This window comes from Trebonia kvetii, from assembly GCF_007827045.1.
In the GTDB taxonomy this organism is placed as follows: domain Bacteria; phylum Actinomycetota; class Actinomycetes; order Streptosporangiales; family Streptosporangiaceae; genus Trebonia; species Trebonia kvetii.
On the sequence record NZ_RPFW01000002.1, the window covers coordinates 477489 to 503761 of the forward strand.

The following is a 26273-nucleotide window of genomic DNA, read 5'->3' on the forward strand; positions in this document are numbered from 1 at the left end:
GACCGGACGCAGCGGCTAGGGGACGAAACGGCCTGGGCTTGGCGTGGCCGGCATCCGAGGCGGTCACGCCGATAGTTAGAGGCTGAGATGACAGGAACACCCGCGGACCCGAGCCGGCCGGAAAAGGTATTCGGGGATGGCCGGGGATGTGCACGCTTAGCAGCGCGACCTCGCGTGCCTGCCGGTGCGAGCGGTGCTGATGCTTACTCGCGGCCGCGCTCGTCCAGCGCGCGCAGCGCCTCGGTGAACGGCCGCTCCAGCCAGGCGAGATGCTCGGCCTCGCCGTGATGGTGGGTCGTGAACTGGTCGGACCTGCGGACGGCGGTGTGCCGGACGTACTCCCTGGCGCCCTCGACCAGGGTTCGGATGTAGCGGAGGCCCTCGGGGTCGGTCATCGCCCAGTCTCCGCCGCAGGCGATGTAGACCGGCGAGGTGTGCGCGAACACCCGGCGCCCCCATTCATCGAGGTGGAAATCGGTGCCGGTCGCCCGGCAGGCGATCCACGAGCTGCCGTCGATCCCCAGTTCCTCGGTGATCTCGGCCTGCCGCCCGCCGTTGGCTTCCACCCGTGCGACGACCTCGCCGTTGCGTACGACTTCGAGCTTGCGGAGCGGGAAGATGCTGCGCACCGCGGCCTGGACGGTGACCGTTCCCGGCCCGGACAGCGTGACGGTGTCGCCCGGCTCGCGCCCGTCGACCGACAGCGTCACAAGCGGCCCGCCGGACAGGAACGTGCGGCCCGACCGGACCGCACGGCACCAGGCCTCGTAGCTGAACTCCTCATCCAGCCGGGCGTACGTGCGGTACAGGCCGACCGGCACGGCGCTTGACATCTTGTCGGTGCCGCCGACCAGCGGCAGCCGGTAGCCGCTGTTCAGGTACCGGTAGTACTCGAGCAGCGAGTCGTTGGACTCGGCGAGCATTTCGACCGCGTCGGCCCGGCCGGTCGCGACGAGCACGGCCGGTTCGCCGTTCGGCCGCGGGAAGTGCGCGGCGACGACGGTGCCGCCCTGCGCGCGCGTCCGGTCGGCCCAGTCGCTGAGCGTCGCGTCGAGCGCGCCGCCGAGCTCGGCTTCGTCGGGACCGTCGCTGCACCACGGCATGACCGGTTCCTTCAGGCCCCACAAGACCATGTGGCCGAGCATGTGCTGCCGGTTTTCCTGGCCGACGTAGGTGATGTAGCCGCCGTTGTCGACGACGCCGGGCCGGCCCGCGAAATCCTCGGTGTTGGTGAACAGCGCGCCCCACTGCGTCTGCAGCAGGTTGACCACGCGCAGATCCTCGCCGCGCTGCTCGAGCTGGGCGCCGGGGGTGGACAGGAAGTGCACGTGCGAGTCGCCGGACCACCAGCCTTCCGCGGCCAGGTCAGCGACGCGGCTGATCCGCAGCGTCAGTTCCCGCTGGCCCGGTTCGATCCGCACCGTCTGCCTGAGCGGCTCGTACTCGAACCCGCGCGCGACGTCCACCACGACGTCGCCGCGAGGCAGCCATCCCTGGCAGGTGCCGTCGATGTACGCGTAGCTGCGCTGGCCGAGGCGGACGTCACCGCCGACGTCGTAATGCCAGCTGCCCAGGTTCTGCGTGACGTGGTTGTGGTAGCCGTGCGGCTGGTAGGGAATCCCCGCCGCCGAGCGGAAGTGGACCCGGCATGGCACCGGCCGCCCGGTCGCGTCGTCGACGACGCTGACGTGCACCCAATTGCGGCCGCCCTCGGCCAGCTCAAGGGTGACCTGGCCGGCGTCCGCCCGCCCGTCGCGTTCCACGTCGCCCCAGCGCGCCCGGCCGAGCTCCTCGCCGCCCCGCAGGACCGCGACGGTGGCCGACGGCAGCGCGGCGATCGAGGTGTAGGCCGCGGTGCCCTCCGTCGCTCCCCAGCCGGCCCGGTCGTCGTCGCCGGGCAGCGGCTGCGGATAGGTCGCCACACCCCGGTCCACGTCGATGTCGAGGACGCCGCCCTTCCCGTCACTGGGCACCAGCCGCACCGGGCGGGCCGGCGTGCGGACAAACGGGTGCTCGTCGGCGTCGCTGGTCGTGATGCCCGCGACGATGAACCGCGGGCCGTGCGGTATGAACTCGATCCGTTCGACCGCCTGCTGCGGACGAGGGTTCTCCCAGCACCACAGGAAGTAGGCGGCGGGCCAGCCGATGCCGTGCTCCGCGAGGCGCACCCCGGCCTGGCCCCACCTGCCCTCGAACCGGGGCAGTTTGAAGTCCATGGTGTCGCTGACGGCGAGGAACGGGAGCTGGCCCCACTCCGGCGGCACCACCTGGATCTCGAACCGTTCCCTGACCGGCGCGCTGACGGCCTCGCCGCCAGCCAGGTGGAACACGTAGTCAGCGACGGGCTGCCCGACGGCGTGGCCGGCCGGCGCGCCCGGTTCGAGCAGCCGGTGCGCGATGATCACCCGCGGCGCGAGCCGGCCGACCGCGACCGATGCCGGCGCGCCCGGCAGCAGGAAGCAGCGCTCCGCGGATGGCGGCTCGGGCCCGATCAGGAACGGCAGGCCGCGCAGGGTCGCCCGTCCGAGCGGGACATCGCCCGGCTCACCGCCGAGAACGTCCACTCCGGCATTGCACGCGGCGGACAGGTCTACCGGCTCATAGCTCGCCATGCGTCCGATCGTAGGCCGCGCGGCCACCGGAACCCCAGCCAATTTCGCCTGCCGGTGTCCGGCTTCCAGACCTCGGTCGGCTCTCCCTAGCTAAGCGGCCTGCTGAACTCGGTCCAGGGGCGCGCCGATTGGCTGGCGACGGCGACGAGCCGGTCCAGGCGCGGCAGCGCGACGCTGGTGAGGAACTCCTGGCGCTGCGGCCCGGTGAGGCTGACCACCTCGCGCCAGACCGAACGGCCGGCGATGAAGCCGGAGGCGCCGCCGTCGTCCGTCGCCATCTGGATGATGTCGGTGAACTGGTCGAAGGGCACGCCGGCGGACAGCACCGCCCACGGCCGGCGCAGGATCTCCGCGAGCCGCCGGCAGCCCTGCGGGGAACCGGGGTACTCCAGCTTGAGCAGGTCGATGTCCAGGTCGTTGAGTGCCCGGGCGGCCTCGATGATCGCGTCCTCGCGGGCGCGGGCGCTCAGTTCTTCGCCCGGCAGCTGGTAGATGAGGTTCTCGATGACCACGGGCACGCCCGCGGCGCGGCAGTCGCGGATGATCTCCTCGACGACGGCGAGGGCTTCGGCGACCAGGTCCGGCTCGCCCGCGCGCGGGGCCGGGCGGTCGGCCCGCAGCTGCAGGAAGAACTTGTAGGCGTCGTCGCGGACAAGGCGATGGCGGCGATGGGCACGCAGGGCTGGGGTGCGGCCATCGTCGGCGGCCTGGTCGCCATCGGCTGCGGTCTCGGCTGGGGCCTGCTCAACGGGTTCTTCGTCGCCAGGGCGAAGGTGCCCCCGCTCATCGTCACCCTCGGCACGCTCGGCATGGCCCTCGGGCTTGCCCAGGTGATCACCGGCGGCGTGGACCTGCGCGACATCCCAACCGTGATGGTCAACGACATCGGGTTCGGCAACATCTTCTGGCAGGTTCCCTGGCTCGCGGTCATCGCCGCCATCGTCGTGGTGATCGGCATCGTGGTGCTGCACCGGACCCGCTTCGGGCTGCACACCTACGCGATCGGGTCCAACCCCGAGGCGGGCCGCCGTTCCGGGCTGAACGTCCCCGGGCAGCTGATCGCGATCTACGGCCTGTCCGGCCTGCTCGCCGGCTTCGCCGGCTGGCTCAACCTGGCGTTCTACCAGTCGACAACCATCGCCGGCCAAAGCGCGACCAACCTCAGCGTGATCGCCGGCGTCGTCATCGGCGGCACCAGCCTGTTCGGCGGCTACGGCTCGATCTTCGGCAGCATCATCGGCCTGTTCATCCCGGCCACGCTGCAGGACGGATTCGTGATCATCGGCATCCAGCCGTTCTGGCAGGAGGTCGTGGTGGGGGCCGTGCTCATCGCCGCGGTCTACGTCGACCAGCAGCGGCGCGCCGCCGCCCTGCGCGGCGGCAGCCGGCCGAGGCTCGACAACCTGCTGGCGCACCTGACCAGCAGGCAGGCGACGATCGCCCGGGAGTTATCCCGCCCGCCCCCGGCCTTATGACCAGCCAGTTCAGCCGCTAGGAGCAGCATGAAAGCCGTTGTCTACGACTCGCCGCGCAGCTTCACCGTCACCGAGATCCCCACGCCAGATCCGGGGCCTGGTGAGGTGCGCGTGCGAGTGCGGCAGACCGGGATCTGCGCGACCGACCTGCACATCCACAACGGCAAGTTCTTCGCCGAGTTCCCGCTCACCCCAGGTCACGAACTTGTCGGCCCGGTGGATGCACTCGGCGACGGCACGGAAGGGTTCCGCGTCGGCGAATACGTCGCGGTCAACCCCAACATGAACTGCGGGCACTGTGCGTACTGCCGCGTCGGAAACCCGCTGATGTGCGCCAACCTCAAGGGGATGGGCACCAACTGGCCTGGTGCGTTCGCCGAGTACGTCGTGGTGCCCGCCAGCCTGGTCTACTCGGTGGACGGCATCGATCCCGACACCTCCGTGTTCGCCGAGCCCACCGCCTGCGCCATGCACGGCGTGCGGACACTGAGCCCGCCGCCCGGGAGTTCCGCCCTGGTGTTCGGGGCCGGCCCCACCGGCCTGCTGCTCGCGCAGCTCATCGCGCACGGCGGCGCCGCCAGCGTGACGGTCGCGGCGTCATCGGCGTTCAAGCTGCGCCGGGCGGCGGACCTCGGGATCGACGCCACCTACCTGATGGACCGCGCGGACCTGGCCGGCGACGTCGCGAAGCTGAAGGCGGCGGGCGGCGGATTCGATCTCGTCGTCGACGCCACCGGCTCTGCCGCCGTGTCTGAGCAGTGCGTGCCGCTGACCCGCAACGGCGGGACCGTCATGTTCTACGGCGTCACCGAACCGGAAGACCTGGTGCGGGTCAGCCCCTACGACGTGTACCGCCGCGAGATCACGGTCAAGGGGTCCTTCGCCGCGATCGACACGTTCCCGCTCGCGATCGCCGCCCTGCGCACTGGGCGGGCACGCACCGACGGCCTCATCACCCACCGCTTCAAGCTCGACGACATCGCCGCCGCGCTTGAGGCGCTGCGCGGCGACCGGACGGTGCACAAGATAATTCTCGAGTGCTGGCAAGAGTGAACGCGGCCTCAGCCGGGCGGGCCTGCGCCCTGGGACTCGACCTGGGCACCAGCTCGGCAAAGGCGGTGGTGATCGACACCGAGGGCGCGGTTCTGTCGCAGGCGTCCGCCGGCTACGCCGTGACCGCGGCGCGGGCCGGCTACGCCGAGAGCGAGCCGGGCGACTGGTGGCAGGCGGTGACCGCCAGCGCTCGCGAGGCCGTGCGCGCGGCTGGCACTCAGCCCGCGTCCATCGGGCTGTCGGGCCAGATGCACGGCCTGGTGCTGACGACGGCCGGCGGCGAGGCGCTGCGTCCCGCCCTGCTGTGGCCCGACACCCGGGCGGCCGGCGCGCTGCGCGCCTACCGGCTGCTCGGCCCGGCCGCGCTTGCCCGGCTGGCCAACCCGCTGGCGCCAGGCATGGCCGGGCCGCTGCTCGCCTGGATCGCGGAGCACGAACCGCGCACCTACTCCGCTGCCCGCTGGGCGCTGCAGCCCAAAGACTGGCTCCGCGCCCGCCTCACCGGCGAGGTCCTTGCCGAGCCCAGTGATGCCTCGGGGACCCTGCTCTACGACGTGCCAGGCGACCGCTGGGACACCGAGACGGTCAGCGCGCTCGGCCTCGACTCCGCCATGCTGGCGCCGCTACTGCCCTCGTCGGGAGCGCCCGCCGGCTTCCTCACGCCCGCGGTCGCGGCCGAGCTCGGGCTGCCCGCGGGCATCCCCGTCGCGGCCGGGGCCGCGGACACGGCCGCGGCCGTCCTCGGCAGCGGCGTGGTCAGCGGCGCCGACATTCAGCTCACGGTCGGCACCGGCGCGCAGGTCATCCGCCCGGCGGCCGCGCCGGTCAGCCGGGCCGGCGCCGGGGTCAACCTGTACCGGTCGGCCACCCCCGAGGGCTGGTATCAAATGGGCGCCACCCTCAGCGCGGGACTCAGCCTCAACTGGGTGCGCGAGACCATGAACGCCAGCTGGGACGAGCTGTACGCGAGCGCCGGCCAGCCGGGCCAGGCGAACGACCCGATCTTCGTCCCGCACCTGTCCGGTGAGCGCACGCCGTATGCCGACCCGGCGCTGCGCGGCTCGTGGACCGCGCTGTCCCTGGCGGACGACCGGACGTCGCTGCTGCGCAGCGCGCTCGAGGGGACCGCCTTCGCCATCCGCGACGCGCTTGACGCGCTGCTGGCCGGCGAGCGGCCGCCGCTGCTGCGGCTGGCAGGCGGCGGCACCCTGGCCGCCGGCTGGCGCCAGCTGCTCGCGGACGTGCTCGGGCTGCCGCTGCACGCGGTCGACGTGTCCGCCGCGTCCGGCCGCGGCGCGGCGCTTCTCGGGGCTTGCGCGGCGGGCCAGCTGAGCTTCGCCGACATCCAGGGACCGCTGGCGCCGCGAGCCCGCCTGGTGGCCGAGCCGGACCCGGCGGCGGCCGCCTTCCACGCCGAACGACACGCGAGGTTCCGGCGCACGGTCGCCGCCCTCGCCCATTCCAACAAAGGACCAGCATGACCAGCCTGACCGAGGAAGCCCTGCCCCTGCTGACCGCCGGGGTGTCCCTGCCTCGCTACGACCGCGGCGCCGTCACCACCGGAATCGTCCATATCGGCGTCGGCAACTTCCACCGCTCGCACCAGGCGATGTACCTCGACACGCTGATGAATGACGGCGCGGCGCTGGACTGGGGCATCTGCGGCATCGGCCTGCAGCCGTCCAACGCCGCCATGCGCGACGCCCTGGCCGCCCAGGACGGCCTGTACACCCTGGTCATCAGGCACGGCGACGGCAGCTGGGACGCCCGCGTCATCGGGTCGGTCGTGGAGTACCTCTTCGCGCCCGACGACCCGCAAGCCGCCATCGAGAAGCTGGCCGACCCGGCGACCCGCATCGTCTCGCTCACCGTCACGGAAGGCGGCTACTACCTCGACGCAGTCACCGGTGAGTTCAATGCCGCCGACCAGGCGATCCAGGCCGACCTGGCCCCCGGGGCGGTGCCGCGCACGCTCTTCGGCCTGGTGACCGAGGCGCTCGCCCGCCGCCGCGCGCGGGGCGTGCCCGCCTTCACCGTCCTGTCGTGCGACAACATCCAGGGCAACGGGCACATCAGCGCGCGCACGTTCACCGCGTTCGCCCGGCTGCGCGATCCTGAGCTTGCCGACTGGATAGCCGGCCACGTCCGCTTCCCCAACTGCATGGTCGACCGGATCACGCCCAAGACGACCGACGAGGACAGGGCCGAGCTGAGCCGCCGGTTCGGTATCGATGACCAGTGGCCGGTGCTGTGCGAGCCGTTCACGCAATGGGTGCTGGAAGACGACTTCGCCGACGGCCGGCCGCCGCTGCAGGACGCGGGCGTGCAGATCGTGCCCGACGTGGAGCCGTATGAGCTGATGAAGCTCCGGCTGCTCAACGCCAGCCATCACGCGCTGTGCTACCCGGGTCACCTGACGGGCCTCCGCTTCGTGCATGAGGTCACCACCGACCCGCTGTTCGCCGGGTTCCTGCTCGACTACATGACAGGCGAGGCGATACCGACGCTGCGCCCGGTGCCCGGCGTTGACCTGGCCGGGTACGCTCACCAGCTCATCGAGCGCTTCTCCAACCCCGAGGTGCGTGACACCGTGGCCCGGCTGTGCGCCAACGCCTCCGACTGCATTCCCAAGTTCCTGCTGCCCGTCATCAGGGAACAGCTCGCCGCCGGGCGGCCGGTCACCAGGTCCGCCGCGGTCGTCGCCACCTGGGCCCGCTACGCTGAGGGCACCGACGAGAACGGCGAGCCGCATGAGCTCGACGACGACCTCGCGCCGCAGCTGCGGGCCGCGGCCCGACGGCAGCGCGAGCAGCCGACCGCGTTTCTTGACGGCAACCGCGCGGTCTTCGGCGAACTCGCCGACGAGCCCCGGTTCACCCGCGTGTACACCGCGATCCTTGGCTCGCTGATCGAGCGGGGTGTCAGGGAAACCTACGCGGACCTTGACCGCTTCGCCGACAGGCCCGTGTTCGGGGGGCCCGTGCTTGAGAGGAGCGAACAGTGACCATGCGGCGCGTCGTCGTCTACCCGGGCCGGATCGCGGTCGAGCCCGCCGACATTCCCGTCCCCCGCCCGGACGAGGCCCTGGTCCGCACGCTCGCGGCGGGCGTGTGCGGATCGGACCTGCACGCGGCCCGCGGGCGGCACCCCTTCGTCGCGCTGCCCTACCGGCCGGGTCATGAGGTCGTCGGGATCATCGAGACCGCGGCCGGGGGCCGCACGCCGGGACAGCGGGTCATCGTGACGCCCTACCTGCCCTGCTGGCACTGCAAGATGTGCACCTCCGGGCGGGAGAACCTGTGCGAGAACCTGCAGTTCTTCGGCTGCGGTTATCCGCAGGGCGGCATGGCGGACTTCTTCACGCTGCCCGGCGACCGGCTGTTCCCGGTGCCTGACGCCCTCGACGACCACAGCGCGGCGCTCATCGAGCCGCTGTCCACGCCGGTGCACGCCGTCCGGTTGGCGGGCGACGTCACCGGCCGTTCCGTCGCCGTTCTCGGGGCCGGGACCATCGGGCTGTTCACCCTCGCGGTGCTGCGCGCGCACGGCGCGGGGAAGATCGTCAGCACCGACCCGAATCCCGGCAAACGCGACCGGGCCGCGGCACTCGGCGCCGACGTGACCATCGACGCGCGCTCGCCGGACGTCACCGGGCAGGTGCGGAAGTCGCTGGGCGGAAGTGCGGACATCGTCTTCGACTGCGTCGCCGTCCAGTCGTCGACGGACCAGGCGATCGCCATCGCCGACAGGGGCGGAACGGTCGTCGTCGTCGGCGTCCCGGCCAGCGCGGTCACCGTCCCGCTGCCGATCGTGCAGGACCACCAGATCCGCATCCAGGGCAGCGCCACCTATCTTCCCGAGGACTACCGGGAATCGGCCGGGCTGCTCGGCCAGGGTGCCGTCAGGGCCGCGGACTTCGTGACCGCCACCCGGCCGCTCGCGCAGGTGGCCGAGGCCTTCGAGATCGCCGCTTCGGGCAATCACGTGAAGGTTCTCGTGACCACGTCAGGTTGACTACTCCCCGTCCTGAGGAACGGGGATTCCGGCCCTCACGGGCCGGGGTTCCTGTTTCACGGCCGACCGCACCCGGGAGGTCCCGGGGTGTCTGACATCAGCTCCGCAGGCAGTAACGGCAAGACCTGCCGCCAGGATGTTCTTGGCGGCGTTGACGTCCCGGTCGTGCCGGGTGCCGCAGGACGGGCAGTGCCATGTCCGGGTGCTGAGCGGGAGTTCTGTGAGCTGGTGCCCGCAGGCGGAGCAGGTCTTGCTGCTCGGAAAGAACCGGCCGGTCACGATCAGCCGCCGCCCGGCCCTGGCCGCCTTGTACTCGAGCTGACGCCTGAACTCACCCCAGCCGCAGTCGGAGATCGCCTTGGCCAGCGGCCGGTTGCGGACCATGTTCTTCACGGCAAGGTCCTCGATCACGAGCAGGTCGTGGTCGCGGACCAGCCTGGCCGATGTGCGGTGCAGGAAATCGGCCCGCGACGCGCGGACCTTGCGGTGCGCCCGGGCCACCTTGGCCCTGGCCTTGGCCCGGTTCGCCGACCCCTGCTGGCAGCGGGCCAGGCGCCGCTGGTAACGGGCCAGGCTGCGTTCCCGCCGGGCCAGGCGGCGCGGGTTCGCGATCTTGTGCCCGTCGCTGGTGACGGCGAAGTCGGTGATGCCCAGGTCCACACCCACGACGGCACCGGCGGCGGGAAGCGGCGCGGGCTCGGGCACCTCGACGGCGAAGGAGACGTACCAGCGCCCGCACGGGTCGCGGGACACCGTCACCGTGCTCGGCTCGATGGACGCCGGGTCGATGTGCGGCCACGACCAGGCGAACGCCAGCGGCGTGCTCATCTTGGCGAGGAACAGCTGCCCGTCGCGGTACCGGAACCCCGAGCGGGTGTACTCGGCGCACTGCCGCCCGCCGCGGGACTTGTACCGGGGGCAGCGGGCGCGGCCGGCGAAGAAGCCGGCGAACGCGGCCTGCTGGTGGCGGAGCGCCTGCTGCAGGGGGACGCTGGACACCTCAGTCAGCCAGCCGAGGTCGTCGGTGGCCTTCAAGGCGGTCAGGTACGCGCTGGCCTGGGCGTAGCTCGTGCTGGCCTGCTCGGTGCGGTAGCGGTCTTGGCGCCAGGCCAGGGTGCGGTTCCACACGACGCGGACGCAGCCGAAGGTGCGGTTCAGCACGCTCGCTTGTTCGGGATCTGGGTAGGCCCGGCACTTGTATGCCGTACGCATGTTTGAATTCTACCGGAAGGAACCGTCATGGATGAGCCGACACGCGGAAGGGGGAGCGGCGTTTCCTCCCCGGCCTGAAGGCCGGGGTCTCCACGCCGCAACTTCGATGACGAACCAGCCAGTCGCGTCCGGGCTGGCGCATGCGCACGCGGGTGTCTGGCGGCCCGGGTTCAGGGCGCTGATCCCGCTGGCGGCTTTGCCGCGTCGGCTCGGTAGCCGGTCTGGGTGAGCATCCGGCGCAGGTTGACAACTGCCTGGGTGGTGATGTCCTTGTGGCGGGGCGGCTCGAAGTACTCGGTCTGGGCCCCGATGGTGACGGCGACCTTGCCGTCGTGCCGCTCCTCGGCTGAGCCGACCGCCGCCAGCAGCGACAGCACGGCGCGCCACCCGATGTTGTGGCCCGCGGGATGCTGGAAGATCTGGCGCAGCGTGCTGCGCTGATGCTTACTGAGATGTGCTGGCTGCGACGGTACTGGCATGGGTGCTCCTGTCCGCTCCGCTCCCGGGGGGGCGGAGCTGCGGGTATTCCAGCTGCGGGCACTGCTGTCGCGCCGGCGGCGTTCCTGCCCCGCGCCGGCCGGTCACGGCGCCGTGCCGGCGCCGGCCAGCAGGGCCAGGATCTCGCCGATCGTGCGCTCCCGGCTGGTGGGCTCGGGGAGCGGGAGGTGGGCCTGGATCTGGTAGCGGTTGCGGCGGCCATCCTTCTGCTTGACGAGGTACCCGGCCGCGGTCAGGTCGGTCACGATGCTGTACGCGCTGCGCTCGGTGATGCCCAGCGCCGCGGCGATGTCCCGCAGCCGGGCATCCGGGTCGTCGGCGATGCGCAGCAGGACCCGCGCGTGATTGGTCAGGAAGCTCCAGCTCTCCACGTCATGACCATACCACCGTGGTTTCTAGAAATACATTGCTAGTTTTATAGTTCTAGCATAGAGTTGATCTTGAGACACCGGGAAACGCCAGGCCGGCCCGGCTGGGCACCCGGGTCAGCAACGGGCAGCCGCGTCACTTGCGACCACTCCCCGTTTCGCAACGGAAGAAGCGCCATGACCGAGCCAGCCGCACCACACGCCGCCGCCACCCTGCCGCCGCCCTCGCTCAACGGCTCCGCCCCGCCGCCCCGGCCTCCGTCCGCCGCGCCCCGCCGTCGGCTGAAGACCCGCATCAGCGGCATGCGCACCGCGCTGATCGCCGGCGCCGCCGTCCTCATCGTGGTGCTGATCTTCATCATCCAGAACGCGCACGCCGTGAACATCAGCTTCCTGGGCGCGCACCTGCGCCTGTCGCTGGCCGTGGCGCTGCTGTTCGCCGTCATCGCCGGCGCGCTGATCATGGCCGCCGCGGGAACCGCGCGGATCACCCAGCTGCGCGTGATCATGCGGCGCGACCGGCACCGCCAGCCGCCCGCCCCAGCCACGCCCGGCCGGTAGGCAACGGCCCCGGAAGGAGCGACGACCATGACGGACACCGCCGAACGCCCCACCGCGACCAGCCTGGCACCGCGATCCCGGCCACGGCTGCGGCTGCAGCCTGACCTGTCGGCCCCCACGCTGCTCGACGGAGGCTGGTGGCCCCGGTCGATGGACCCGGCCGCCGAGCTGCCAGGACTGATCCTGGCCATCGACGAGCGGCACGGCCCAGTCAGCCGCATCATGCTCGGCGGGGCCGGCTGGGACGCCAGCCGGCCCCGCCGGCTGCGCGTCGATGGCCCGGCAGGCAGCCGCGTCATACGGCTCGGCTGGTTCGAGACAATGCCCGCCGGGCTGCTCACCGCGCTCGCCCGGACCGGACGGACCGACCTGCTCACCATCCCGCCGGACACCCCCGAACCGGCGGCCCGTGCCGCCATGGAACAGGCCGCCCAGGCCGGCAACCGCACCCACACCCCCGCCCTGCTGGCCGCCATCACCACCGGTGGCCCGCAAGCCGGCACCACACCGGACAGCATCCAGTCATCCCGGCACGTCACCAGTCCGGTAGCGGCCGGGCGTGGTGCCGATGATGCCGGCGAAGGCCGCGATGAAGCTGCTTGGGTTCGCCCAGCCGCAGGCGTGGGCCACGTAGCTCGTGTCGTGACCGTCGGCGAGTAGCACGAGCGCGTGGTAGATGCGCAGCTGCGTGCGCCATTCATAGAAGGTTATGCCGAGCTCGGTGCGGAACAGCCGGCTGAGCGTCCGGGCGCTAGCTCCCGCGGCCGCCAAGAGTTCGGCCAGTGAGGTGTTGTCCGCGGGGTCCTCGCGCAGCATCAGCGCGACGGCCCGCACCCGGTCGTCGCGCGGCTGCGGCAGGTGCAGCGGCTGCTCGCGTGCCTCGCGGAGCTCATCGACCAGGACCCGGCGCAGGCGCTCGAGCGCGGCACGGTCATAGCCGCCCGCGGCGCGGCCGTCGCCCCGCTCGCCGGTAAGGGCGAGCAGGATTTCGCGGGCCAGGCCGGAGACCAGGAACACCGCGGGATGATCCGGCGCGAGCCGGGCCGGCTGCGGTATCGAGACCGCTGCCACGACCCGCCGGCGCGATAGCACTCGCGCGCTGCAGGCGGCAGGCGCCGACCATGCGTTCATCGACGGGGACGGCTTGCTGGCGGCAAGCGTGCACCGGGTCTGGCCAGAGGGCGCCGATTCCGTTCTGGATCTCATTGGGACGGACACCATCGTGGACTCGCTGCACCTGGTCCGCCGCGGCGGGACTGTGTGCATGTCGGGTTCGCTCAGCGGCTGGACGATCCCGGACTTCGAGCCGATCGCGATGATCCCGCCGGGAACCAGGCTCACGGCCTTTCACAGCGACTGCCTCAAGGGCAGCGCGGCGCGGCCGTGCTGCAGCGGATCATCCGTCAGGTGGAAGGCGGCGTCTACCGGCCCACCATCGACCGCGTCTTCCGCCTGGAGGACATCGTCGCGGCGCACGAGTACATGGAGAGCAACCAGGCCGCGGGCAAGCTCGTGGTGCTGCCCTAGCCAGACGCCGACGTTCAAGCCGGTCTCCTGAGGGCCGGGCTGGCCTGAGCGCGGCCCCGCCGCCCCCGGGACAAGCTACGTTCAGGCCAGCGCCAGGAACTGCCTCATCGCCTCGCGCAGGTAGGTTCTCGTCAGGAGTCCCCGCTCGGCCCGCCAGCTCACCGAGATGGGCGGCGGGTTCTCGTAGCGCCGCTGGAAGATGTCCCGGAGCACGGCGCGAGGCGCGCCCAGGCCCGGCAGGACGTCAAGTGCCTCGCGCTTAGTGATGAGCCGCCCCTCCCGGAGCGTTACCGTTGCCCGCGCGAAGGTCAGCAGCCCCAGGTCAACCCAGATGTCGGCCAGCCACAGGTCGGGCATGACGGTCTTGGGGTACCAGTAGTCCCGCATGTCGCCGCGCACGTAATCCGCGAGGTCATCGTCGGTCACCGGGGGAACCACGGTTGCCGGGTCGGGACCGAGCAGGGACAGGCCGCCCTGCAGGAGCTCCCTTCGGGTGACGGGCGACACGATGCGTTCGAACTGCTCGCCGTGGGCCCAGGTCAGGTGGCTGCGGTCGGTGTCGTCCAGCTCGGACCTGACGACGTACGAGCAGTGCAGCTTTTCCGCGAGCGGTACCTGGCTGTGCAGCGCCTCGTGCACCCGCCGCAGGTCTTGCTTCTGCTCGCTGGCCGGCACCTTCTCGATCAGCGCGACGAGGTCCAGGTCACTGCGTCCTGGCTGGTAGTCCCCCAGCGCGAGGGAACCGTGCGCCCACAGTGCGGCCAGCGGCAGCGTACCGCCGGCCTCGGTCGCGAAGCGGTCGAGCAGCGGCCGAATCACATCAGGCAGGGGCACGGACCGACGATACCCGCAGAACCCACCGTTATATTGGCGTCCGTGTCTGAACGCGTGAAGGTCGCAGTCGTCGGGGTCGGCAACAACGTTTCCGCACTGGTGCAGGGAATCGCCGTGCACCGTGCCACGGGGAGCCTGGTCGGTATCAGCCGGCCGGTGCTCGACGGGCTCGGCGTGGCGGACATCGAATTCGCGGCGGCCTTCGCCACCTCGCCAGACAAGGTCGGGCGGGACCTGTGCGAGGTCATCTTCCTGCCGCCCAACAACTTCCCGCGGCTCGCCAGCGAGCTGCCGCTGTCGGGCGTCACGGTGCGCCGCGGCCTGACTGGTGCGGAGCCCGGCGAGGTGGAGCGCGTCGCCGGCGACCTCGCCGGGGCCGAGGTGGTGCTGTACGCGGCGCCAAGCGGCCGGCCGGAGACGGCGCGCGCCTATGCCGAGGCGGCGCTGCTCGCGGGGGCGGCGTTCATCAACACCACCTCCGACGCGGTGGCCCGCGATCCGCAGGTGCTTAACAGGTACGTCGCGGCGGGGCTGCCGCTGCTCGGTGACGACCTGGCGAGCCAGTTCGGCACCTCCGTCGTCCATCACGCCCTGCTGCGGCTGCTGGAGGAACGCGGGCTCACCCTGACCAGCTCGTATCAGGTCAATCTCGGCGGCACCGAGGACTTCAAGAACCTGGTGGAGAACAGCAACACCAAGCATCAGTCCAAGCTGAACGCCCTCGCCGCCAATGGATCAGCGGCCGAACGGGTGCAGGTTGCACCGCTCGGCTACCTGCCGCACCTGGAGTCGCAGAAGGTGGCGCACATCAACATCGAGGCCCAGGCCTGGGGCGGGACTTCGGTGAGCGTCGACGTGAAGCTGAAGGTGCACGACCCGGCCGGCGCCGCGGGCGTGCACGTCGACCTGATCCGCATCGCGGCCAGGGCGCTGCGGCAGCGGCGGTCCGGCTATCCGGCCGAGGCCGGGCCGTTGCTCAAGTCCCCTCCCGGGACTTCCGTCTAGCTCTTCGGGGTCTCCCGGCGCGGTAATTCAGTTGCCTGGGTGATGGACGCCAAGCAGAATCACGAGCGTGCTGACAGCCGATGAGGTCGAGCGGTTCATCAGCGACGGCTTCGTCTGCGTTCCCGAGGCATTCCCCCGAGCCCTAGCCGAGCAGTGCCGTGCATTCCTGTGGCGGGAGACGGGACTTGACCCCGATGACCCGGCCACCTGGACGAAGCCGGTCATCCGGCTCGACGGCTACGGCGGCGACCTGTTCAACGCCGCCGCCAACACGCCGGTGCTGCACGAGGCGTTCGATCAGCTCGTCGGAGCCGGCCGCTGGGTGCCACGCGACGGACTCGGCACGTTCCCGATCAGGTTCCCGCACCCCGACAATCCCGGCGACGCCGGATGGCACATGGAGGGCAGCTACACGATCGAGGGCGAGAACGGGTACTGCCTGAACCTGCGGTCCAGGGGGCGCGCCCTGCTGATGCTGTTCCTGTTCTCCGACGTCGGCCCCGATGACGCGCCGACCCTGATCAAGGTCGGCTCGCACCTGGACGTGCCGCCGTTCCTCGTTCCGGCAGGCGACCGGGGCATGAGCTTCTACGCGGCCAGTGCGGCCATGCACGCGGCGGGCAAACTCGACTCACCCGACCGCGCTCCAGCTCTGGCAACGGGTCGACCCGGAGACGTGTACCTGTGCCACCCGTTCCTGATCCACAGCGCGCAGCCGCACCGGGGGCGAGAGCCCAGGTTCATGGCTCAGCCGCCCCTGACGCCGGTCGCGCCACTGGAACTGCAGCGCCCGGATGGCGCCTACTCCCCGGTGGAGATGGCGGTCCGCCGCGGTCTCGGTTCGTAGGGACCGGAACTACCGGTTCGCCGGTTTCGTGATGGCTATCATCGGGCGGCGCGCAGGCGCCAGCCGCCGAAGTCGCCAGTTAGCCCAGCTGAACCGGGAACTGCAGGGCACGCTGGAGGTGGTGCTCGGCCACGCCCCTGAACCACTCGCGCTGCGGATGGCTGGTGCCCGCGATCCGCAACGGACCCGCGACGAGATCCAGATGCATGCACAGCTGGTAGAGCCTGAGGCGGTCCACGTCGAGGCCGGTCTGGCGGAGATTCGCGTAGTGCTCGCCAAACCTCATGCGCATCCAGACGTGCTCTACCTCGACGTCGAAGTACATTGTGCCTTCGATGTCGATCAGCACAGGCTCGCCGCCGCGGTCGAGCAGGACATGGTCCGGCCCGAGTTCGCCGTGCACGAGTGCCACGGTCACGTGCGGCATGATGGGCTCGGCCAGGGCGTGCAGGGTTTCCTCAATGCGACCCTGAGCGGCGGCGGCGCGCCGGTCACGTCCCGCGATCTCTGAGAGCTGGGCTAGCGCCCGGTCTAGCATGACCCTCTCGCACGACGTCCGGCGAGAACGACCGCCCGCGTCGACGAACGCCACTTTCCCGAATGACGGGGAGCGGACGTCTGCCATGGCGGTCAGCCAGTCGGCAAGCACCGCTAGCGGGCGCTGTGCCGCCACGGGATCCTCCTCCAGCAATGCCTCAAGGCTGCCCCCCGCCACGTCCTCAACCACTGCGATGTCCGCCGGATACAAGTCCCTGGAGCGATCGGTTAGCAGGAGCTCAGGACACCGGATACCCGCGGATGTCAGGCGGCGCGCCGCAGCCTCGAACAAGGCGAGGCCAGAAGCGTGCGAGAACGGGTCGTCTGGATCATCGGCGCCCTCGGGAAGCACGCCCTGCCAGTAGTCCTCGGAATCGTCCCAGGCATATACGAGCGCCGTGCCGCCGTCGTCCATCGTCAGGCGGTAGGCACCCTTCTTCGACCCGCCGGCAAGCCGCTCTGCTGTACGCAGAGACCGATCCTTGCCGAAGGCCGCGCGGACCACCGGGCGCAGGCTTTCGGTATCCGCGAACTTCCGCGCGATCCGCAACGACTGCCTCTTTTCAGGAGAAGCGGAATTCCCGCGTGCGGACCTGGTCGGTAAAGCCGACCGACCGGTAAAGACGGACCGGGACAGGGTAGCCCGGGTCAGCCTAGAGGTGGCGCTGCCGCTGGCAGAGGTTGCGGCCGTTCAGGTATGCAGCCGCAGCAAGGAGCGGCACGTGGATGGCGGGAAGGTTGCGGGCGAACCAGCGGGGCAACCAGATGTCGGTGACCGAGCCGTCCGCGGCTCCGAGGCTCTCGGCGAACTTGGTGAGCGGGCAGCGGAATCCGTTTGACGCGAAGACCAGGCTCTCGCCAGCCACCACCGCGCCCGCCAGGGCGGCGCGACGGTCAGTGCGCCTGGTGGCACCCGCATAGAGCACGTAGGCCATACAGGACTCGATGGAAAGCCAGGCCAGCGTGTGCGTGGCCTTGATGACGGTGAGAGCCGCGTCATGGCGCCCGCGGTCCGAAGGCCGCCGCGCCGGGTCACGGTCCAGGCGCCGCCCGCGCGCGGACTTGCCTAGCCGGGAAACACTGGGTTCCCGCCGCCTGCTGCTCATCGCTGCCTCACCTCGTCCGGACGCCAGCGGTCGCCTCATCCACGCTCCGCCCTCTCCACTCCGGCGGCCAGGGCCCAACTTCCTGGCATCAGCGGGACTCTTGGCCCCGCGGTGACCAACGGCCACTTATTCCGGGCATTACGGGCCTGGCTCCGCTCAGGGCGCTGTGGCCACGTTGAAGTGACATCAGGTCTCTTAGCTGGGGTGATCACATGGCCGGGCTGGACATGGGCGGCCAGGAGACCGGGCGGGTGTCTCATGCCTGGTCTGCCTAGCCCCGCTGCCATCCTGCAACAGCCGGAGCATAGACGTGCACCGGAAACTAAGGGGAGACAATGAAAACCTTCACGATCGAACCAACCGCGCGTCCGGGGCGAGCGTCCTGCTCGGCGGCCGGAGTGGCAGCGGCGGTGGGATTCGCCGGAATGGCGATCTTCGAACTGGCCCTGGCTCTGGGTGCCCCGCTGGGTCGCGCCGCGATGGGCGGCGGCCAGACCTACCTGCCGATGCGGTTGCGGATCGCCAGCAGCGTTCTCGCCATCTTCTGGGCCCTAGCGGTACTGCTAGTACTTCGCCGCGCCGGGTACCGGGTGCCCGTGTTCTCTTTCAAGGTCGCTCGCGCAGGCCGGGGCTCAGTGCTGTCCCACCTGGGCCTGCCGGAACGGTAGGCGAGCCGGTAGAAGAACAGGTCGGGTTTCATGGTGTTTCCTCCTGGGTGATGACGGGCCTGCCCACGGGGCATTAGAGGCGTCGCCGGAGCGCGCGCTGCAGCTGGCGGCGCCCGGCGTCGGTAATGGCGAGCGGTTCTGTGCCGAGCAGGAGACCGTGCTTGATGAGCTCGTCGATGGCAGGTTCGATCATGGTGCAGGCATCGGCTTCCATGCCGTATTCGCCGAGCAGGGGGTTGACGTCAGGATCGGCGGCTGCGGCGGCGCGGCGGAGCAGCTCGGCCCGGGCGGTGACGCTCTCCGCGCCGACGAGGTACAGCAGCCAGGTCTTGATGCGGGCCCTGATTGCCTGCTCGAGGCGGTCGGCGATCCACAGCGAGTACCTGGACTGCCCAGGTTGCTGGCCGCTGCGGTGGGAGCGGGTCAAGTCGCGGGTCAGGTCGGCGCAGCTCTTGAGGATCGTGAGAGCCAGCACGAGACCGATAACGGTGTCGATGACGGTTGCGTGAAGAGTGACGCTGATCAGTCCCAATGTCACTGCCAGCCCGCTGAGGGCGTGGTTGCGAGAATCGACCGACTGGCTGACGAGCGACACGTTGCCACCGCGGAGGCCGGCGCTGCGCTCATAGGCCGAGCGGACGGCATAGACGGGTACTGTGGCGGCGGCGACGGCTAACGGGTACCAGCTCACCGCGGGTGTCGCCGGCACGACAAGGCGGCGCACGGCGAGCGCGAGGGTCACGCAGCCGGTGGCGGCCATGAGGGCAACCACGACGATGTTGGCGAGACGTTCGGCGTTGCGGCGCACGCCGAGATACACAGCGGTGCTGGCGATGACGTCGAGCAGTTCCTCGGCCGTGTCGTTAAGCTGGCCGGTGCTGCCCGAGGTCAAGGCGGCAGGGACCTTGATCGCGGTGATCGCGATCTGCGCGGCCATGGTGACGGCGGCCGCGGATGACGGCCGGAGAAGGCGGTGCACCCGGCGGCGGCGGGAACGCAGGTCGCCCAGAGCGCGGTCGGCTTCGGCGTGGCCGGCGTCGGTCAGCGAGAATCGGTCCCCGTCCCCGCCTGGGCCTGCCCACCCGGCCTCGACAGCGCTGGCCATGGTCAGAGCCAGGCTGAGCCCCAGCCGGGTGCCTATACCGCGGCCGCCAATGCGCGGTCGCGGGCCACCAGGCAGCCGGCGGCCGTATGCCCGGAAGGCGTCCTCGATTTCGGCCAGGGTCTTGGGCCCGGCGCTCAGCACGACGAGGATCGTTCCTGGAGGCCCGCTCCGGGCGTGTTGCCGGCCGCGCCCGGACATCAGGGACAGGGCGGCAGCGAGGCTGGATGCCCTCTTCGACGGGCGGGGGCGAGCGGCATCGGTGGGCGGGGTGCCGGTGCGAGCCATGGCTTCCTCCTTTACTCGTAGGACAGTGCCTGGAGGGGATCCATGCGCGCGGCCCTGCGGGCTGGGCCGGCGCCCGCGAGGGTGCCGGCCGCGAACGCGCCGGCGAGCAGGATGGCCAGGGTCGTCCAGGGGATGGCGAAGCCGATATTCCAGGCGGACAGCGCGCGGGCGGTGAGCGCGGCGAGGAAGAGGCCGGCGGCGATCCCGGTGGCCGCCCCGATGAGGGCGGTGATCTGGCTCTCAATCCGGATCATCCGCCGTAGCTGGGTCCTGGTCATGCCGAGGGCGCGCAGCACGCCGATCTCGCGGGTCCGCTCGGTGATGGTCAGGGCAAGGGTGTTGATGATCCCGAGCAGGCTGATGACCACGCACAGGGCGAGCAGGACGTAGAACACGTTCAGGAGCGTGGCGACCGGCGCCTGCTGCGCGGTGATGTACTCATCGAGGGTGTCGACCTGCGCCGTCGGGAAGGGCTTGAGGGCCGCCTGGACGGCGGCGCGGCCGGCCGGTCTCTGTGTGCCGGTGCTGACGAGGACGGCCTTGTCGCCCGGGGTGGTGAAGCTGCGGTCGAAGAGGCTGGTGGTGACGGTCATGGCGCCCAGCAGCGGGCTGAGCTTGGGTTCGGCGTACACGCCGCGCACGGTAAGCCGGAGGATGGTGCCGGCGGTGGTCTCGGCGGTGATCAGCGTGCCTGTCTTGAGGTGGTGGGCGGCGGCGAAGTCGCTGGCCACGAGCACCCCGTCGGCATCGAGTGAGGTCAGCGCCGTGCTGCCCGGCCCGCCGGTCCACTCGAACCGGTAGGAACGAGCGATGTCGGCGGGGGCTACGCCGGTCACGGCCTGGTTGGTGCCGAAGGCGTGCACGGTGCCGGCGCGCACGCTGGCGCTGCGGATGCCGGCCGCCGCTAGGGCATGTTGCACGTCAGGAGCCAGGACATCGCCCTGGGGGGTGATGACGTAGCCAGCGGCCACCTGTTGCCTGATGGAGATGCCGGTGCTGGCTCGCACTCCCTGGGCCATGACGGCGACGAAGGCGATGAGCGCCACGCCGACGGTGAGGGCTGCGGCGGTTGTGGCGGTGCGAGCGGGGCTGCGCCGGGTTTGCTCGCGGGCGAGCTCGCCGGCGGCGCGGGTGAAATGCTCGACCGGCTTCTCGATGGCCGCCGCGAGCGGTCCGATGAACCAGCGGGACGCGCCGGCCACGCCGGTGAACAGCACCAGGGCGCCGCCGGCCAGCAGCAGCAGCCGGGTGGCCACGGGCAGTCCGCCCAGCACAACCGCGGGCACCAGCGCGCCTGCACCGAGGATGGTGGCCGCGGCGGTCACGGCGGGGCGGCGCAGCCGCGATCGCGGAGGCGGTGCCGTCCCCTCCCGGATCGCGGCGATGGGCGCGATCCGCATGGCCCGCAGCGCGGGGGCACCGCTGGCGGCGAGGGTGACGGCGATCCCGGCGGTGAGGCTGATGGCGGCGGTGCGCCAGGTGAGCACGGTACTGGCGGCGGGCAACTGGATGCCGGAGGCGCCCAGCAGGGCGCTGAGGCCCTTGGCGGCGCCGATGCCTGCCGCGAGGCCGGCCAGGGAAGAAGCCGCGCCGATGATGGTTCCCTCGGCCAGGACCGACGCGAGGACCTGGCGGCGGGACGCCCCCAGGGTACGCAGGGTGGCCAGCTGCCGGGTTCGCTGGGCGACGGTGATCGAGAGCGTGTTGAAGATGACGAACGAGCCGACGAGCAGGGCGATCGCGCCGAAGGCCAGCAACGCGTAGCGCAGCGGCGCGAACTGCTGGCCGACGTCGGAGGTGGCGGTGCTGGCTTGCTGTGCGGCGGTCTTGACCTGCACGCCCGGTGGGGCGATGCCGCGGATGACGGTGAGGAGCCTGCTGACGGATATGCCCGGTCGGGCAGCGATGTCGATCTCGTCAAACCACCCCTGCTTGCCGAAGATGCGCTGGGCGACGGCGAGGTCGACAGCGGCGAACTGGGTGGGCCCGAGGGCGGTTGCTCCCGCGAAGCGGAAGATCCCGGTGACGCGGAACCGCTCGAGCGGCTTGCGGGCCACCAGCCCGACCGTGGTGCCGACCCTGAGGTGGTACCTGGTCGCGGTGGCCTGGTCGATGATGATCTCGCCGGGTCCGGACGGCCACGTGCCGCTCACCAGGCCGAGCGGGTTCATCGCGTCCAGCTCGCGGGCGGGGAGGCCGAAGACGGACGCTTCCTCGGAGGACCTGGCGATGGCGGTCCCGGCGGCGCTGGTGAGCTGGGCGTGGGAGTCGATGTAGCCGTGCGCCTTCTGCGTTTCCGGCAGGGCCCGGATGCGGTACAGCAGGCTGGCGGGCACCGGCTGCTTGGCCGATCCGATGGCCCCGAACGGGGACTGGGCGGTCACCACCGCGTCCGTGTGCTCGTAGGCGGTGTTGAAGATGCCGGAATAGGCGCTCATGACGGTGTCCATGAGGACGAAGGTTCCGCTGATCATGGCCACGCCAAGCACCACCGCCAGCATGGTCAGGACCGCGCGTGACTTGCGGGCCCACAGCCCGCGGAGGACGACGTTGAACATGGTCAGCCCGCCTTCTCGATCGCCTGGAGGATGGCAGCTGCTGACGGGTGCGAGAGCTCGTCGACGATCAGGCCATCGGCGAGCAGCACGATGCCGGAATCTGTCAACCTGAACGAGGCACCGTCACGCGAGCATTACTGAGTGCTGGTCTCCTTCTTCCTGGGGCGGGTTGATCCAGGATGTGCCTGGCAGTTTCGGCGGGGCGGGTGGCTTGCTGACGAAGCGCTCGGGGTGGGCGAGGTAGGCGGCGTCCAGGACCTGGGCGCGGGCGGCCCGGACGGCGGGGGCGTGGCCGTGGTGGATGTCGGCGGCGGTGTGCAGGCCGAGTCCGCCGTGATGGTGGTCGTTGTTGTACCAGCCGAAGAATTCCTGGCAGTGGGCGCGGGCTGCCTCGATGGTGGCGAACCGGGCGGGGAACGCCGGCCGGTATTTGAGGGTCTTGAACTGCGCTTCGGAGTACGGGTTGTCGTTGCTGACGTGGGGGCGGGAGTGGGACTGGGTGACGCCGAGGTCGGCGAGCAGCAGCGCGACGGGCTTGGAGGTCATGGAGGAGCCGCGGTCGGCGTGGAGGCTGAGCTGGCCGCGGGTGATCCCCTGCTTGGCGCAGGTCTCCGCGATGAGCTTCTCCGCCAGCACGGCGGACTCCCGGGTCGCGACCATCCAGCCGACGGCGTACCGGCTGTAGATGTCGAGGATGACGTAGAGGTGGTAGTAGGTCCATTTGACCGGGCCGTGGATCTTGGTGATGTCCCAGGAGTAGACCTGGTTCGGCCCGGTGGCGACGAGTTCGGGCTTGACCGCGGCGGGGTGCGTCGCCTGACGCCGCCGCTCGCGGCTTTCCCCGGCCTCGCGCAGCACCCGGTAGTAGGTGGACACCGATCCGAGGTAAGTTCCTTCATCCAGCAAGGTCGCCCATACCTCGTCCGGGGCCAGGTCAGCGAACCGGCTGCTGTGCAGCGCGTCCAGGATTGCCTTCCGCTCGGCGGGGGCCAGCGCCCGCGGCTGGGCCCGCTCCTTATGCGGGACCGAGGCCGGCCTGGGCGCTGGCGGGCTGATCCGGTGCCGCCGGTACCAGGTAGCCTGCGCCACGCCGGCCGCGCGGCAGGCCGCCCTGGTGCCGATCTGAGGCGCGAGCAGGGCGATCGCCTCGTCGGTCACGAACTCGACCCGTGCTCGGAGTCCGCGCCCTCGGAGATCGTCTCCAAGAGCGCCTGCAGTTTTGACTGCACATCGGCCACGAAGCGGGCCTTGGCCAGCTCCTGCTCCAGCTTGGCTTTCTCTTTCTGCAGCCGGGCGATCTGCGCGTCTCGCGGGTCGGCCGCCGGGCGTCCGGACGCCCGCGCCGGGCTCGCCGGGGCGCCGGCATCGCGGGCCCGCCGCCACTCGGTGATGAGACTGGAGTACAGGCCCTCCCGGCGCAGGATCGCGCCCTTCTCACCAGGCGCCGCCGCCTCGTAAGCGGCCAGGACTTCCTGCTTGTACTGCGCGGTGAACGTCCGCCGGCGGGCCTTCTCGGGCACCTCCGGATCCGGGCGCTCCTGCTCGCCGGTCACCCGTCCAGCATCGCCGGCCAGCGGCATGCGGTCGAGCGAGGTCATTGTCATCTAGGAAAGCGTCTCCGTCCCCGCCCTCGGGGAGTGTCAGTGGTTACTGAGGGGCGGGTGCCTCACGACAGCTTGGCAGAGAGGGTGCGGTCGGCGACGGTGGACACCCGCGGCTCGTGGGTCACCATGACGATGGTCTGGTGGTAGGAGTCCGCGGCGGCCCGCAGCAGTGCCAGGATCTCCGCTCCGCCGCGTGAGTCAAGGTTGCCGGTCGGCTCATCGGCGAAGATCACTGTCGGGCGCATTACCAGCGCCCGGGCGATGGCCACCCGCTGCTGCTGGCCTCCGGACAGCTGGGAGGGGAGATGGTCGCGGCGGTCGCTCAGGCCGACCTTGCCGATCAGCTCGTTTACCCAGTCCGGGTCCTGCCGCTTGCCCGCGAGCTTGAGCGGCAGCATGATGTTGCCCTCGGCGGTCAGCATCGGCAGCAGGTTGAAGAACTGGAACACGAACCCCACCTGGGTCCTGCGCAGCAGGGTGAGGTCGCGGTCGTCAAGGCCGGCCAGTGCCCGCCCGCCGATCGTGACCTCGCCTGAGGTGGGCCGGTCCAGGCCGGCGAGGATGTGCAGCAGCGTCGACTTGCCTGATCCGGACGGGCCCATGATGGCAGCCAGTTCCCCGTGGGGCACTGCCAGCGACACCCCGCGCAGTGCGTCTACCGTGGTGGTGCCCGTGCCGTACCGGCGGGTGAGCTCGGTTGCGGTCACCGCGTTGCCGCTGTTGTCTGGCAGGGTCGGTGGTGGGCTCGGGTGCGTCGTGTTCATGACTGTCCTCCAGGTCGTTCCGTGCTGGCCTGCGGTGCGCTGGCTGGTGTCCGGCGCGGGTTGGGCGGCATGGGCCGGTGCTTCGGCCGGGGTGCGTGCAGGGGAGGCGGCGCCGGGCTGATGGCCTCGGCGTTTGCTGCCGGGTGGGCGGCGGTCCGCGCTAGTGCGGCCACGACGAGCAGGGCGATTGCTACGGTCGCGGTGGCAAGCCACATGGCCACGGTGAAGCCGTCGAGGAAGGACTGGGTGGCGGCGGCCGCGGCGGCTGCCCCGGCGAGGTGCCGCACGTCGCCGACCTGGCCGCCGGCCGCCAGGCCGCGCAGCGCGGTCAGGCCGGTGCTGTGCTCGAAGGAGTCTCCGGCCACTCGGCTGCCGATGGAGGCCAGTAGGGCCAGGCCGAGTGCCCCACCGAACTGGCGGCTCATCGTTGCCAGGCCAGAGCCCACTCCCACGCGCTCGGCTGGTATCCGCGTGATGAGCATGGTCACTACGGTCGGCAGGGCCAGGGCCAGCCCGATACCCAAGACGGCCAGCCGGACTGCGAACCAGTCGTAGCCGCTGTGCACGTCCAGCTGGGTCATGCTGACGGTGGCGGCACCGGTCAGCGCCAGCCCGGCCAGCAGCACCCCGTTCGAGCCCCACCGCGCGGCGAACTTGCCCGCCACGGGCGCGACGAACAAGGTGGTTAGCGTCAGCGGGAGCATCCGGACGCCCGCCTGGACGGGGCTGTAGCCGCGAATGTCCTGCAGGTACAGCGACACCAGGAAAATGGTGCCGAACAGCGCGAAGGACGCCAGGATCAGCGTGCTAACCGAGACTACGACATGCCGGTCCTTCAGCCAGCCGACCGGGATCAGCGGGTTCGCGGCTCGCGTCTGCTGCACGGTGAAGGCAGCCAGCAGCGCCGCGCCGGCGGTGAGCAAGGCCACAGTCCACGGGTCGGTCCACGGGTGGCTCACCGCCCGGGAGAACCCGGCCACTGCGGAGATGAGGCCGGCGGTGACGAGCATGGCGCCGGGCACGTCGATTCTGTCGTCCGAGGAGCCGGCCGACCTGGGGACGCCGGCCAGAGTTATCGCGGCTGCGAGGAGGGCGATCGGGACGTTGACCCAGAACACCGCGTGCCAGCCGGAGTGCTCGACTAGCAGCCCGCCAGCCAGCGGCCCGATTGCCAGCCCCAGGCCCGACACGCCGGTCCATATTCCGATGACCAGCGGTAGCTCGCGGCGGCGGTACACCTGGGCAAGCAGTGATAGTGACAAGGGTGCCAGCAGTGCCGCGCCAGCCCCTTGCACCACCCGGGACCCGATCAGCATCGCTGAACTGGCGGCAAGCCCGCCGGCGGCTGACCCGGCAGCGAACAGCAGCAGGCCGGCTACGAACATTTTCCGCCGTCCGAGGCGGTCGCCGAGCTTGCCGCCGAGCAGGACAAGTCCCGCGAACGCCACGACATAGGCGTTGACGGTCCAGCTGAGCTGGTCCGGCGCGGAACCCAGGTCATGCTGGATAGCCGGGATCGCCACATTAACGATGGTGTTGTCCAGGAAGATCGCGAACAGCGCCAGGCAGGCGGCGGCGAGCGTCAGCGCCCGCTCGCGGCGGCCGGCGGCCGGGGCAGATGCATTCGAGACGGTCATACA

At 70.9% G+C, this 26273-nt stretch carries 24 protein-coding genes and 2 pseudogenes; 12 read left to right on the plus strand and 14 right to left on the minus strand.

The window, feature by feature from the left end; all coding sequences use genetic code 11:
* Positions 1 to 203 precede the first annotated feature (203 nt).
* Positions 204 to 2612 (minus strand): CehA/McbA family metallohydrolase, encoded by a 2409-nt coding sequence (locus EAS64_RS10835; RefSeq protein ID WP_145852805.1) that lies wholly within the window; start codon positions 2610 to 2612, stop codon positions 204 to 206.
* Between the two features lie 86 nt (positions 2613 to 2698).
* On the minus strand, positions 2699 to 3292 hold the full coding sequence (locus EAS64_RS10840) for a hypothetical protein (RefSeq protein ID WP_145853496.1): 594 nt from the start codon (positions 3290 to 3292) through the stop codon (positions 2699 to 2701).
* On the opposite strand from EAS64_RS10840, the gene EAS64_RS10845 reads away from it, so the two are divergent.
* From EAS64_RS10845 to EAS64_RS10865, 5 genes are read left to right on the plus strand one after another with little or no spacing between them, the layout of a single operon-like run.
* Positions 3281 to 4087, plus strand: coding sequence for an ABC transporter permease (locus EAS64_RS10845; protein WP_222849328.1), 807 nt, complete (start codon positions 3281 to 3283; stop codon positions 4085 to 4087). The two genes, EAS64_RS10840 and EAS64_RS10845, sit on opposite strands and share 12 nt — an antisense overlap.
* 27 nt (positions 4088 to 4114) lie before the next feature.
* Positions 4115 to 5140, plus strand: coding sequence for a zinc-dependent alcohol dehydrogenase family protein (locus EAS64_RS10850; protein WP_145852806.1), 1026 nt, complete (start codon positions 4115 to 4117; stop codon positions 5138 to 5140).
* Positions 5125 to 6621, plus strand: a complete 1497-nt coding sequence (locus EAS64_RS10855; RefSeq protein ID WP_145852807.1) for a xylulokinase — start codon at positions 5125 to 5127, stop codon at positions 6619 to 6621. Before EAS64_RS10850 ends, EAS64_RS10855 begins: the two co-directional genes overlap by 16 nt.
* Positions 6618 to 8144: a mannitol dehydrogenase family protein gene (locus EAS64_RS10860; protein WP_145852808.1), complete on the plus strand. Its 1527-nt coding sequence runs from the start codon at positions 6618 to 6620 to the stop codon at positions 8142 to 8144. Before EAS64_RS10855 ends, EAS64_RS10860 begins: the two co-directional genes overlap by 4 nt.
* A gap of 2 nt (positions 8145 to 8146) precedes the next feature.
* Positions 8147 to 9154, plus strand: coding sequence for a zinc-dependent alcohol dehydrogenase (locus EAS64_RS10865; protein WP_145853498.1), 1008 nt, complete (start codon positions 8147 to 8149; stop codon positions 9152 to 9154).
* Here the strand turns inward: EAS64_RS10865 and EAS64_RS10870 are convergent, their stop codons facing one another.
* The 3 genes from EAS64_RS10870 to EAS64_RS10880 all read right to left on the minus strand — a co-directional run bounded on the left by EAS64_RS10870 (position 9155) and on the right by EAS64_RS10880 (position 11235).
* Positions 9155 to 10366, minus strand: a complete 1212-nt coding sequence (locus tag EAS64_RS10870; protein ID WP_145852809.1) for an RNA-guided endonuclease InsQ/TnpB family protein — start codon at positions 10364 to 10366, stop codon at positions 9155 to 9157.
* Positions 10367 to 10536: 170 nt separating this feature from the next.
* The gene (locus tag EAS64_RS10875; protein WP_145852810.1) at positions 10537 to 10845 is read right to left on the minus strand and encodes a hypothetical protein; all 309 of its coding nucleotides are present in this window, start codon (positions 10843 to 10845) and stop codon (positions 10537 to 10539) included.
* A gap of 102 nt (positions 10846 to 10947) precedes the next feature.
* Complete coding sequence (locus EAS64_RS10880) at positions 10948 to 11235, minus strand: helix-turn-helix transcriptional regulator (protein WP_145852811.1); 288 nt, start codon at positions 11233 to 11235, stop codon at positions 10948 to 10950.
* Positions 11236 to 11409: 174 nt separating this feature from the next.
* On the opposite strand from EAS64_RS10880, the gene EAS64_RS10885 reads away from it, so the two are divergent.
* Complete coding sequence (locus EAS64_RS10885; protein ID WP_145852812.1) at positions 11410 to 11793, plus strand: LapA family protein; 384 nt, start codon at positions 11410 to 11412, stop codon at positions 11791 to 11793.
* A gap of 27 nt (positions 11794 to 11820) precedes the next feature.
* The gene (locus tag EAS64_RS47395; protein ID WP_222849195.1) at positions 11821 to 12453 is read left to right on the plus strand and encodes a DUF5994 family protein; all 633 of its coding nucleotides are present in this window, start codon (positions 11821 to 11823) and stop codon (positions 12451 to 12453) included.
* On the opposite strand, the pseudogene EAS64_RS47400 reads toward EAS64_RS47395, so the two are convergent.
* A pseudogene (locus EAS64_RS47400) lies at positions 12394 to 12924 on the minus strand (helix-turn-helix domain-containing protein); the annotation flags it as partial. The gene EAS64_RS47395 and the pseudogene EAS64_RS47400 overlap by 60 nt on opposite strands.
* Here EAS64_RS47400 and EAS64_RS47405 point away from each other — a divergent pair.
* A pseudogene (locus EAS64_RS47405) lies at positions 12848 to 13018 on the plus strand (hypothetical protein); the annotation flags it as partial. The pseudogenes EAS64_RS47400 and EAS64_RS47405 overlap by 77 nt on opposite strands.
* Before the next feature lie 35 nt (positions 13019 to 13053).
* Positions 13054 to 13320, plus strand: a complete 267-nt coding sequence (locus tag EAS64_RS47150; protein ID WP_222849196.1) for a zinc-binding dehydrogenase — start codon at positions 13054 to 13056, stop codon at positions 13318 to 13320.
* 81 nt (positions 13321 to 13401) lie between these two features.
* Here the strand turns inward: EAS64_RS47150 and EAS64_RS10900 are convergent, their stop codons facing one another.
* Entirely contained in the window at positions 13402 to 14154 is a 753-nt protein-coding gene (locus EAS64_RS10900; RefSeq protein ID WP_222849197.1) for a nucleotidyltransferase domain-containing protein, read from the minus strand.
* Positions 14155 to 14196: 42 nt separating this feature from the next.
* On the opposite strand from EAS64_RS10900, the gene EAS64_RS10905 reads away from it, so the two are divergent.
* Positions 14197 to 15159: an inositol-3-phosphate synthase gene (locus EAS64_RS10905; protein WP_145852814.1), complete on the plus strand. Its 963-nt coding sequence runs from the start codon at positions 14197 to 14199 to the stop codon at positions 15157 to 15159.
* 67 nt (positions 15160 to 15226) lie between these two features.
* Entirely contained in the window at positions 15227 to 16006 is a 780-nt protein-coding gene (locus tag EAS64_RS10910) for a phytanoyl-CoA dioxygenase family protein (protein ID WP_187365835.1), read from the plus strand.
* 79 nt (positions 16007 to 16085) lie between these two features.
* Here the strand turns inward: EAS64_RS10910 and EAS64_RS10915 are convergent, their stop codons facing one another.
* Both EAS64_RS10915 and EAS64_RS10920 read right to left on the minus strand, forming a co-directional pair.
* On the minus strand, positions 16086 to 17093 hold the full coding sequence (locus tag EAS64_RS10915) for a phosphotransferase family protein (RefSeq protein ID WP_145852816.1): 1008 nt from the start codon (positions 17091 to 17093) through the stop codon (positions 16086 to 16088).
* Positions 17094 to 17196: 103 nt separating this feature from the next.
* Positions 17197 to 17649, minus strand: a complete 453-nt coding sequence (locus EAS64_RS10920) for a hypothetical protein (RefSeq protein WP_222849198.1) — start codon at positions 17647 to 17649, stop codon at positions 17197 to 17199.
* A gap of 410 nt (positions 17650 to 18059) precedes the next feature.
* Between EAS64_RS10920 and EAS64_RS10925 the strand changes: the two genes are divergently transcribed.
* Positions 18060 to 18317, plus strand: coding sequence for a hypothetical protein (locus tag EAS64_RS10925; protein WP_222849199.1), 258 nt, complete (start codon positions 18060 to 18062; stop codon positions 18315 to 18317).
* Positions 18318 to 18390: 73 nt separating this feature from the next.
* On the opposite strand, the gene EAS64_RS10930 is transcribed toward EAS64_RS10925, so the two are convergent.
* The 5 genes from EAS64_RS10930 to EAS64_RS10950 form a co-directional block, all read right to left on the minus strand.
* Positions 18391 to 19707 (minus strand): cation diffusion facilitator family transporter, encoded by a 1317-nt coding sequence (locus EAS64_RS10930; protein WP_145852818.1) that lies wholly within the window; start codon positions 19705 to 19707, stop codon positions 18391 to 18393.
* Between the two features lie 11 nt (positions 19708 to 19718).
* Positions 19719 to 22265, minus strand: coding sequence for an ABC transporter permease (locus EAS64_RS10935; RefSeq protein WP_145852819.1), 2547 nt, complete (start codon positions 22263 to 22265; stop codon positions 19719 to 19721).
* 123 nt (positions 22266 to 22388) lie between these two features.
* Positions 22389 to 23845, minus strand: a protein-coding gene (locus EAS64_RS10940; protein ID WP_439333595.1) for an IS3 family transposase whose coding sequence is annotated in 2 segments (ribosomal slippage) — positions 22389 to 23479 and positions 23479 to 23845 — 1458 coding nt in all. Because the reading frame shifts where the segments join, the coding sequence is not laid out codon by codon here.
* An 86-nt stretch (positions 23846 to 23931) separates the two neighbouring features.
* Positions 23932 to 24633, minus strand: coding sequence for an ABC transporter ATP-binding protein (locus tag EAS64_RS10945; protein WP_145852820.1), 702 nt, complete (start codon positions 24631 to 24633; stop codon positions 23932 to 23934).
* The gene (locus tag EAS64_RS10950) at positions 24630 to 26270 is read right to left on the minus strand and encodes an MFS transporter (protein ID WP_145852821.1); all 1641 of its coding nucleotides are present in this window, start codon (positions 26268 to 26270) and stop codon (positions 24630 to 24632) included. The genes EAS64_RS10945 and EAS64_RS10950 overlap by 4 nt, the downstream gene beginning before the upstream one ends.
* Positions 26271 to 26273 lie beyond the last annotated feature (3 nt).

Excerpts from the sequence above, each read along its gene's own strand:
- EAS64_RS10835 (WP_145852805.1), bottom strand. The coding sequence starts at position 2,612 with ATGGCGAGCTATGAGCCGGTAGACCTGTCCGCCGCGTGCAATGCCGGA.
- EAS64_RS10845 (WP_222849328.1), top strand. The coding sequence starts at position 3,281 with ATGGGCACGCAGGGCTGGGGTGCGGCCATCGTCGGCGGCCTGGTCGCC.
- EAS64_RS10850 (WP_145852806.1), top strand. The coding sequence starts at position 4,115 with ATGAAAGCCGTTGTCTACGACTCGCCGCGCAGCTTCACCGTCACCGAG.
- EAS64_RS10860 (WP_145852808.1), top strand. The coding sequence starts at position 6,618 with ATGACCAGCCTGACCGAGGAAGCCCTGCCCCTGCTGACCGCCGGGGTG.
- EAS64_RS10865 (WP_145853498.1), top strand. The coding sequence starts at position 8,147 with ATGCGGCGCGTCGTCGTCTACCCGGGCCGGATCGCGGTCGAGCCCGCC.
- EAS64_RS10870 (WP_145852809.1), bottom strand. The coding sequence starts at position 10,366 with ATGCGTACGGCATACAAGTGCCGGGCCTACCCAGATCCCGAACAAGCG.
- EAS64_RS10875 (WP_145852810.1), bottom strand. The coding sequence starts at position 10,845 with ATGCCAGTACCGTCGCAGCCAGCACATCTCAGTAAGCATCAGCGCAGC.
- EAS64_RS10885 (WP_145852812.1), top strand. The coding sequence starts at position 11,410 with ATGACCGAGCCAGCCGCACCACACGCCGCCGCCACCCTGCCGCCGCCC.
- EAS64_RS47395 (WP_222849195.1), top strand. The coding sequence starts at position 11,821 with ATGACGGACACCGCCGAACGCCCCACCGCGACCAGCCTGGCACCGCGA.
- EAS64_RS10920 (WP_222849198.1), bottom strand. The coding sequence starts at position 17,649 with ATGAGCAGCAGGCGGCGGGAACCCAGTGTTTCCCGGCTAGGCAAGTCC.
- EAS64_RS10930 (WP_145852818.1), bottom strand. The coding sequence starts at position 19,707 with ATGGCTCGCACCGGCACCCCGCCCACCGATGCCGCTCGCCCCCGCCCG.
- EAS64_RS10935 (WP_145852819.1), bottom strand. The coding sequence starts at position 22,265 with ATGTTCAACGTCGTCCTCCGCGGGCTGTGGGCCCGCAAGTCACGCGCG.
- EAS64_RS10945 (WP_145852820.1), bottom strand. The coding sequence starts at position 24,633 with ATGAACACGACGCACCCGAGCCCACCACCGACCCTGCCAGACAACAGC.
- EAS64_RS10950 (WP_145852821.1), bottom strand. The coding sequence starts at position 26,270 with ATGACCGTCTCGAATGCATCTGCCCCGGCCGCCGGCCGCCGCGAGCGG.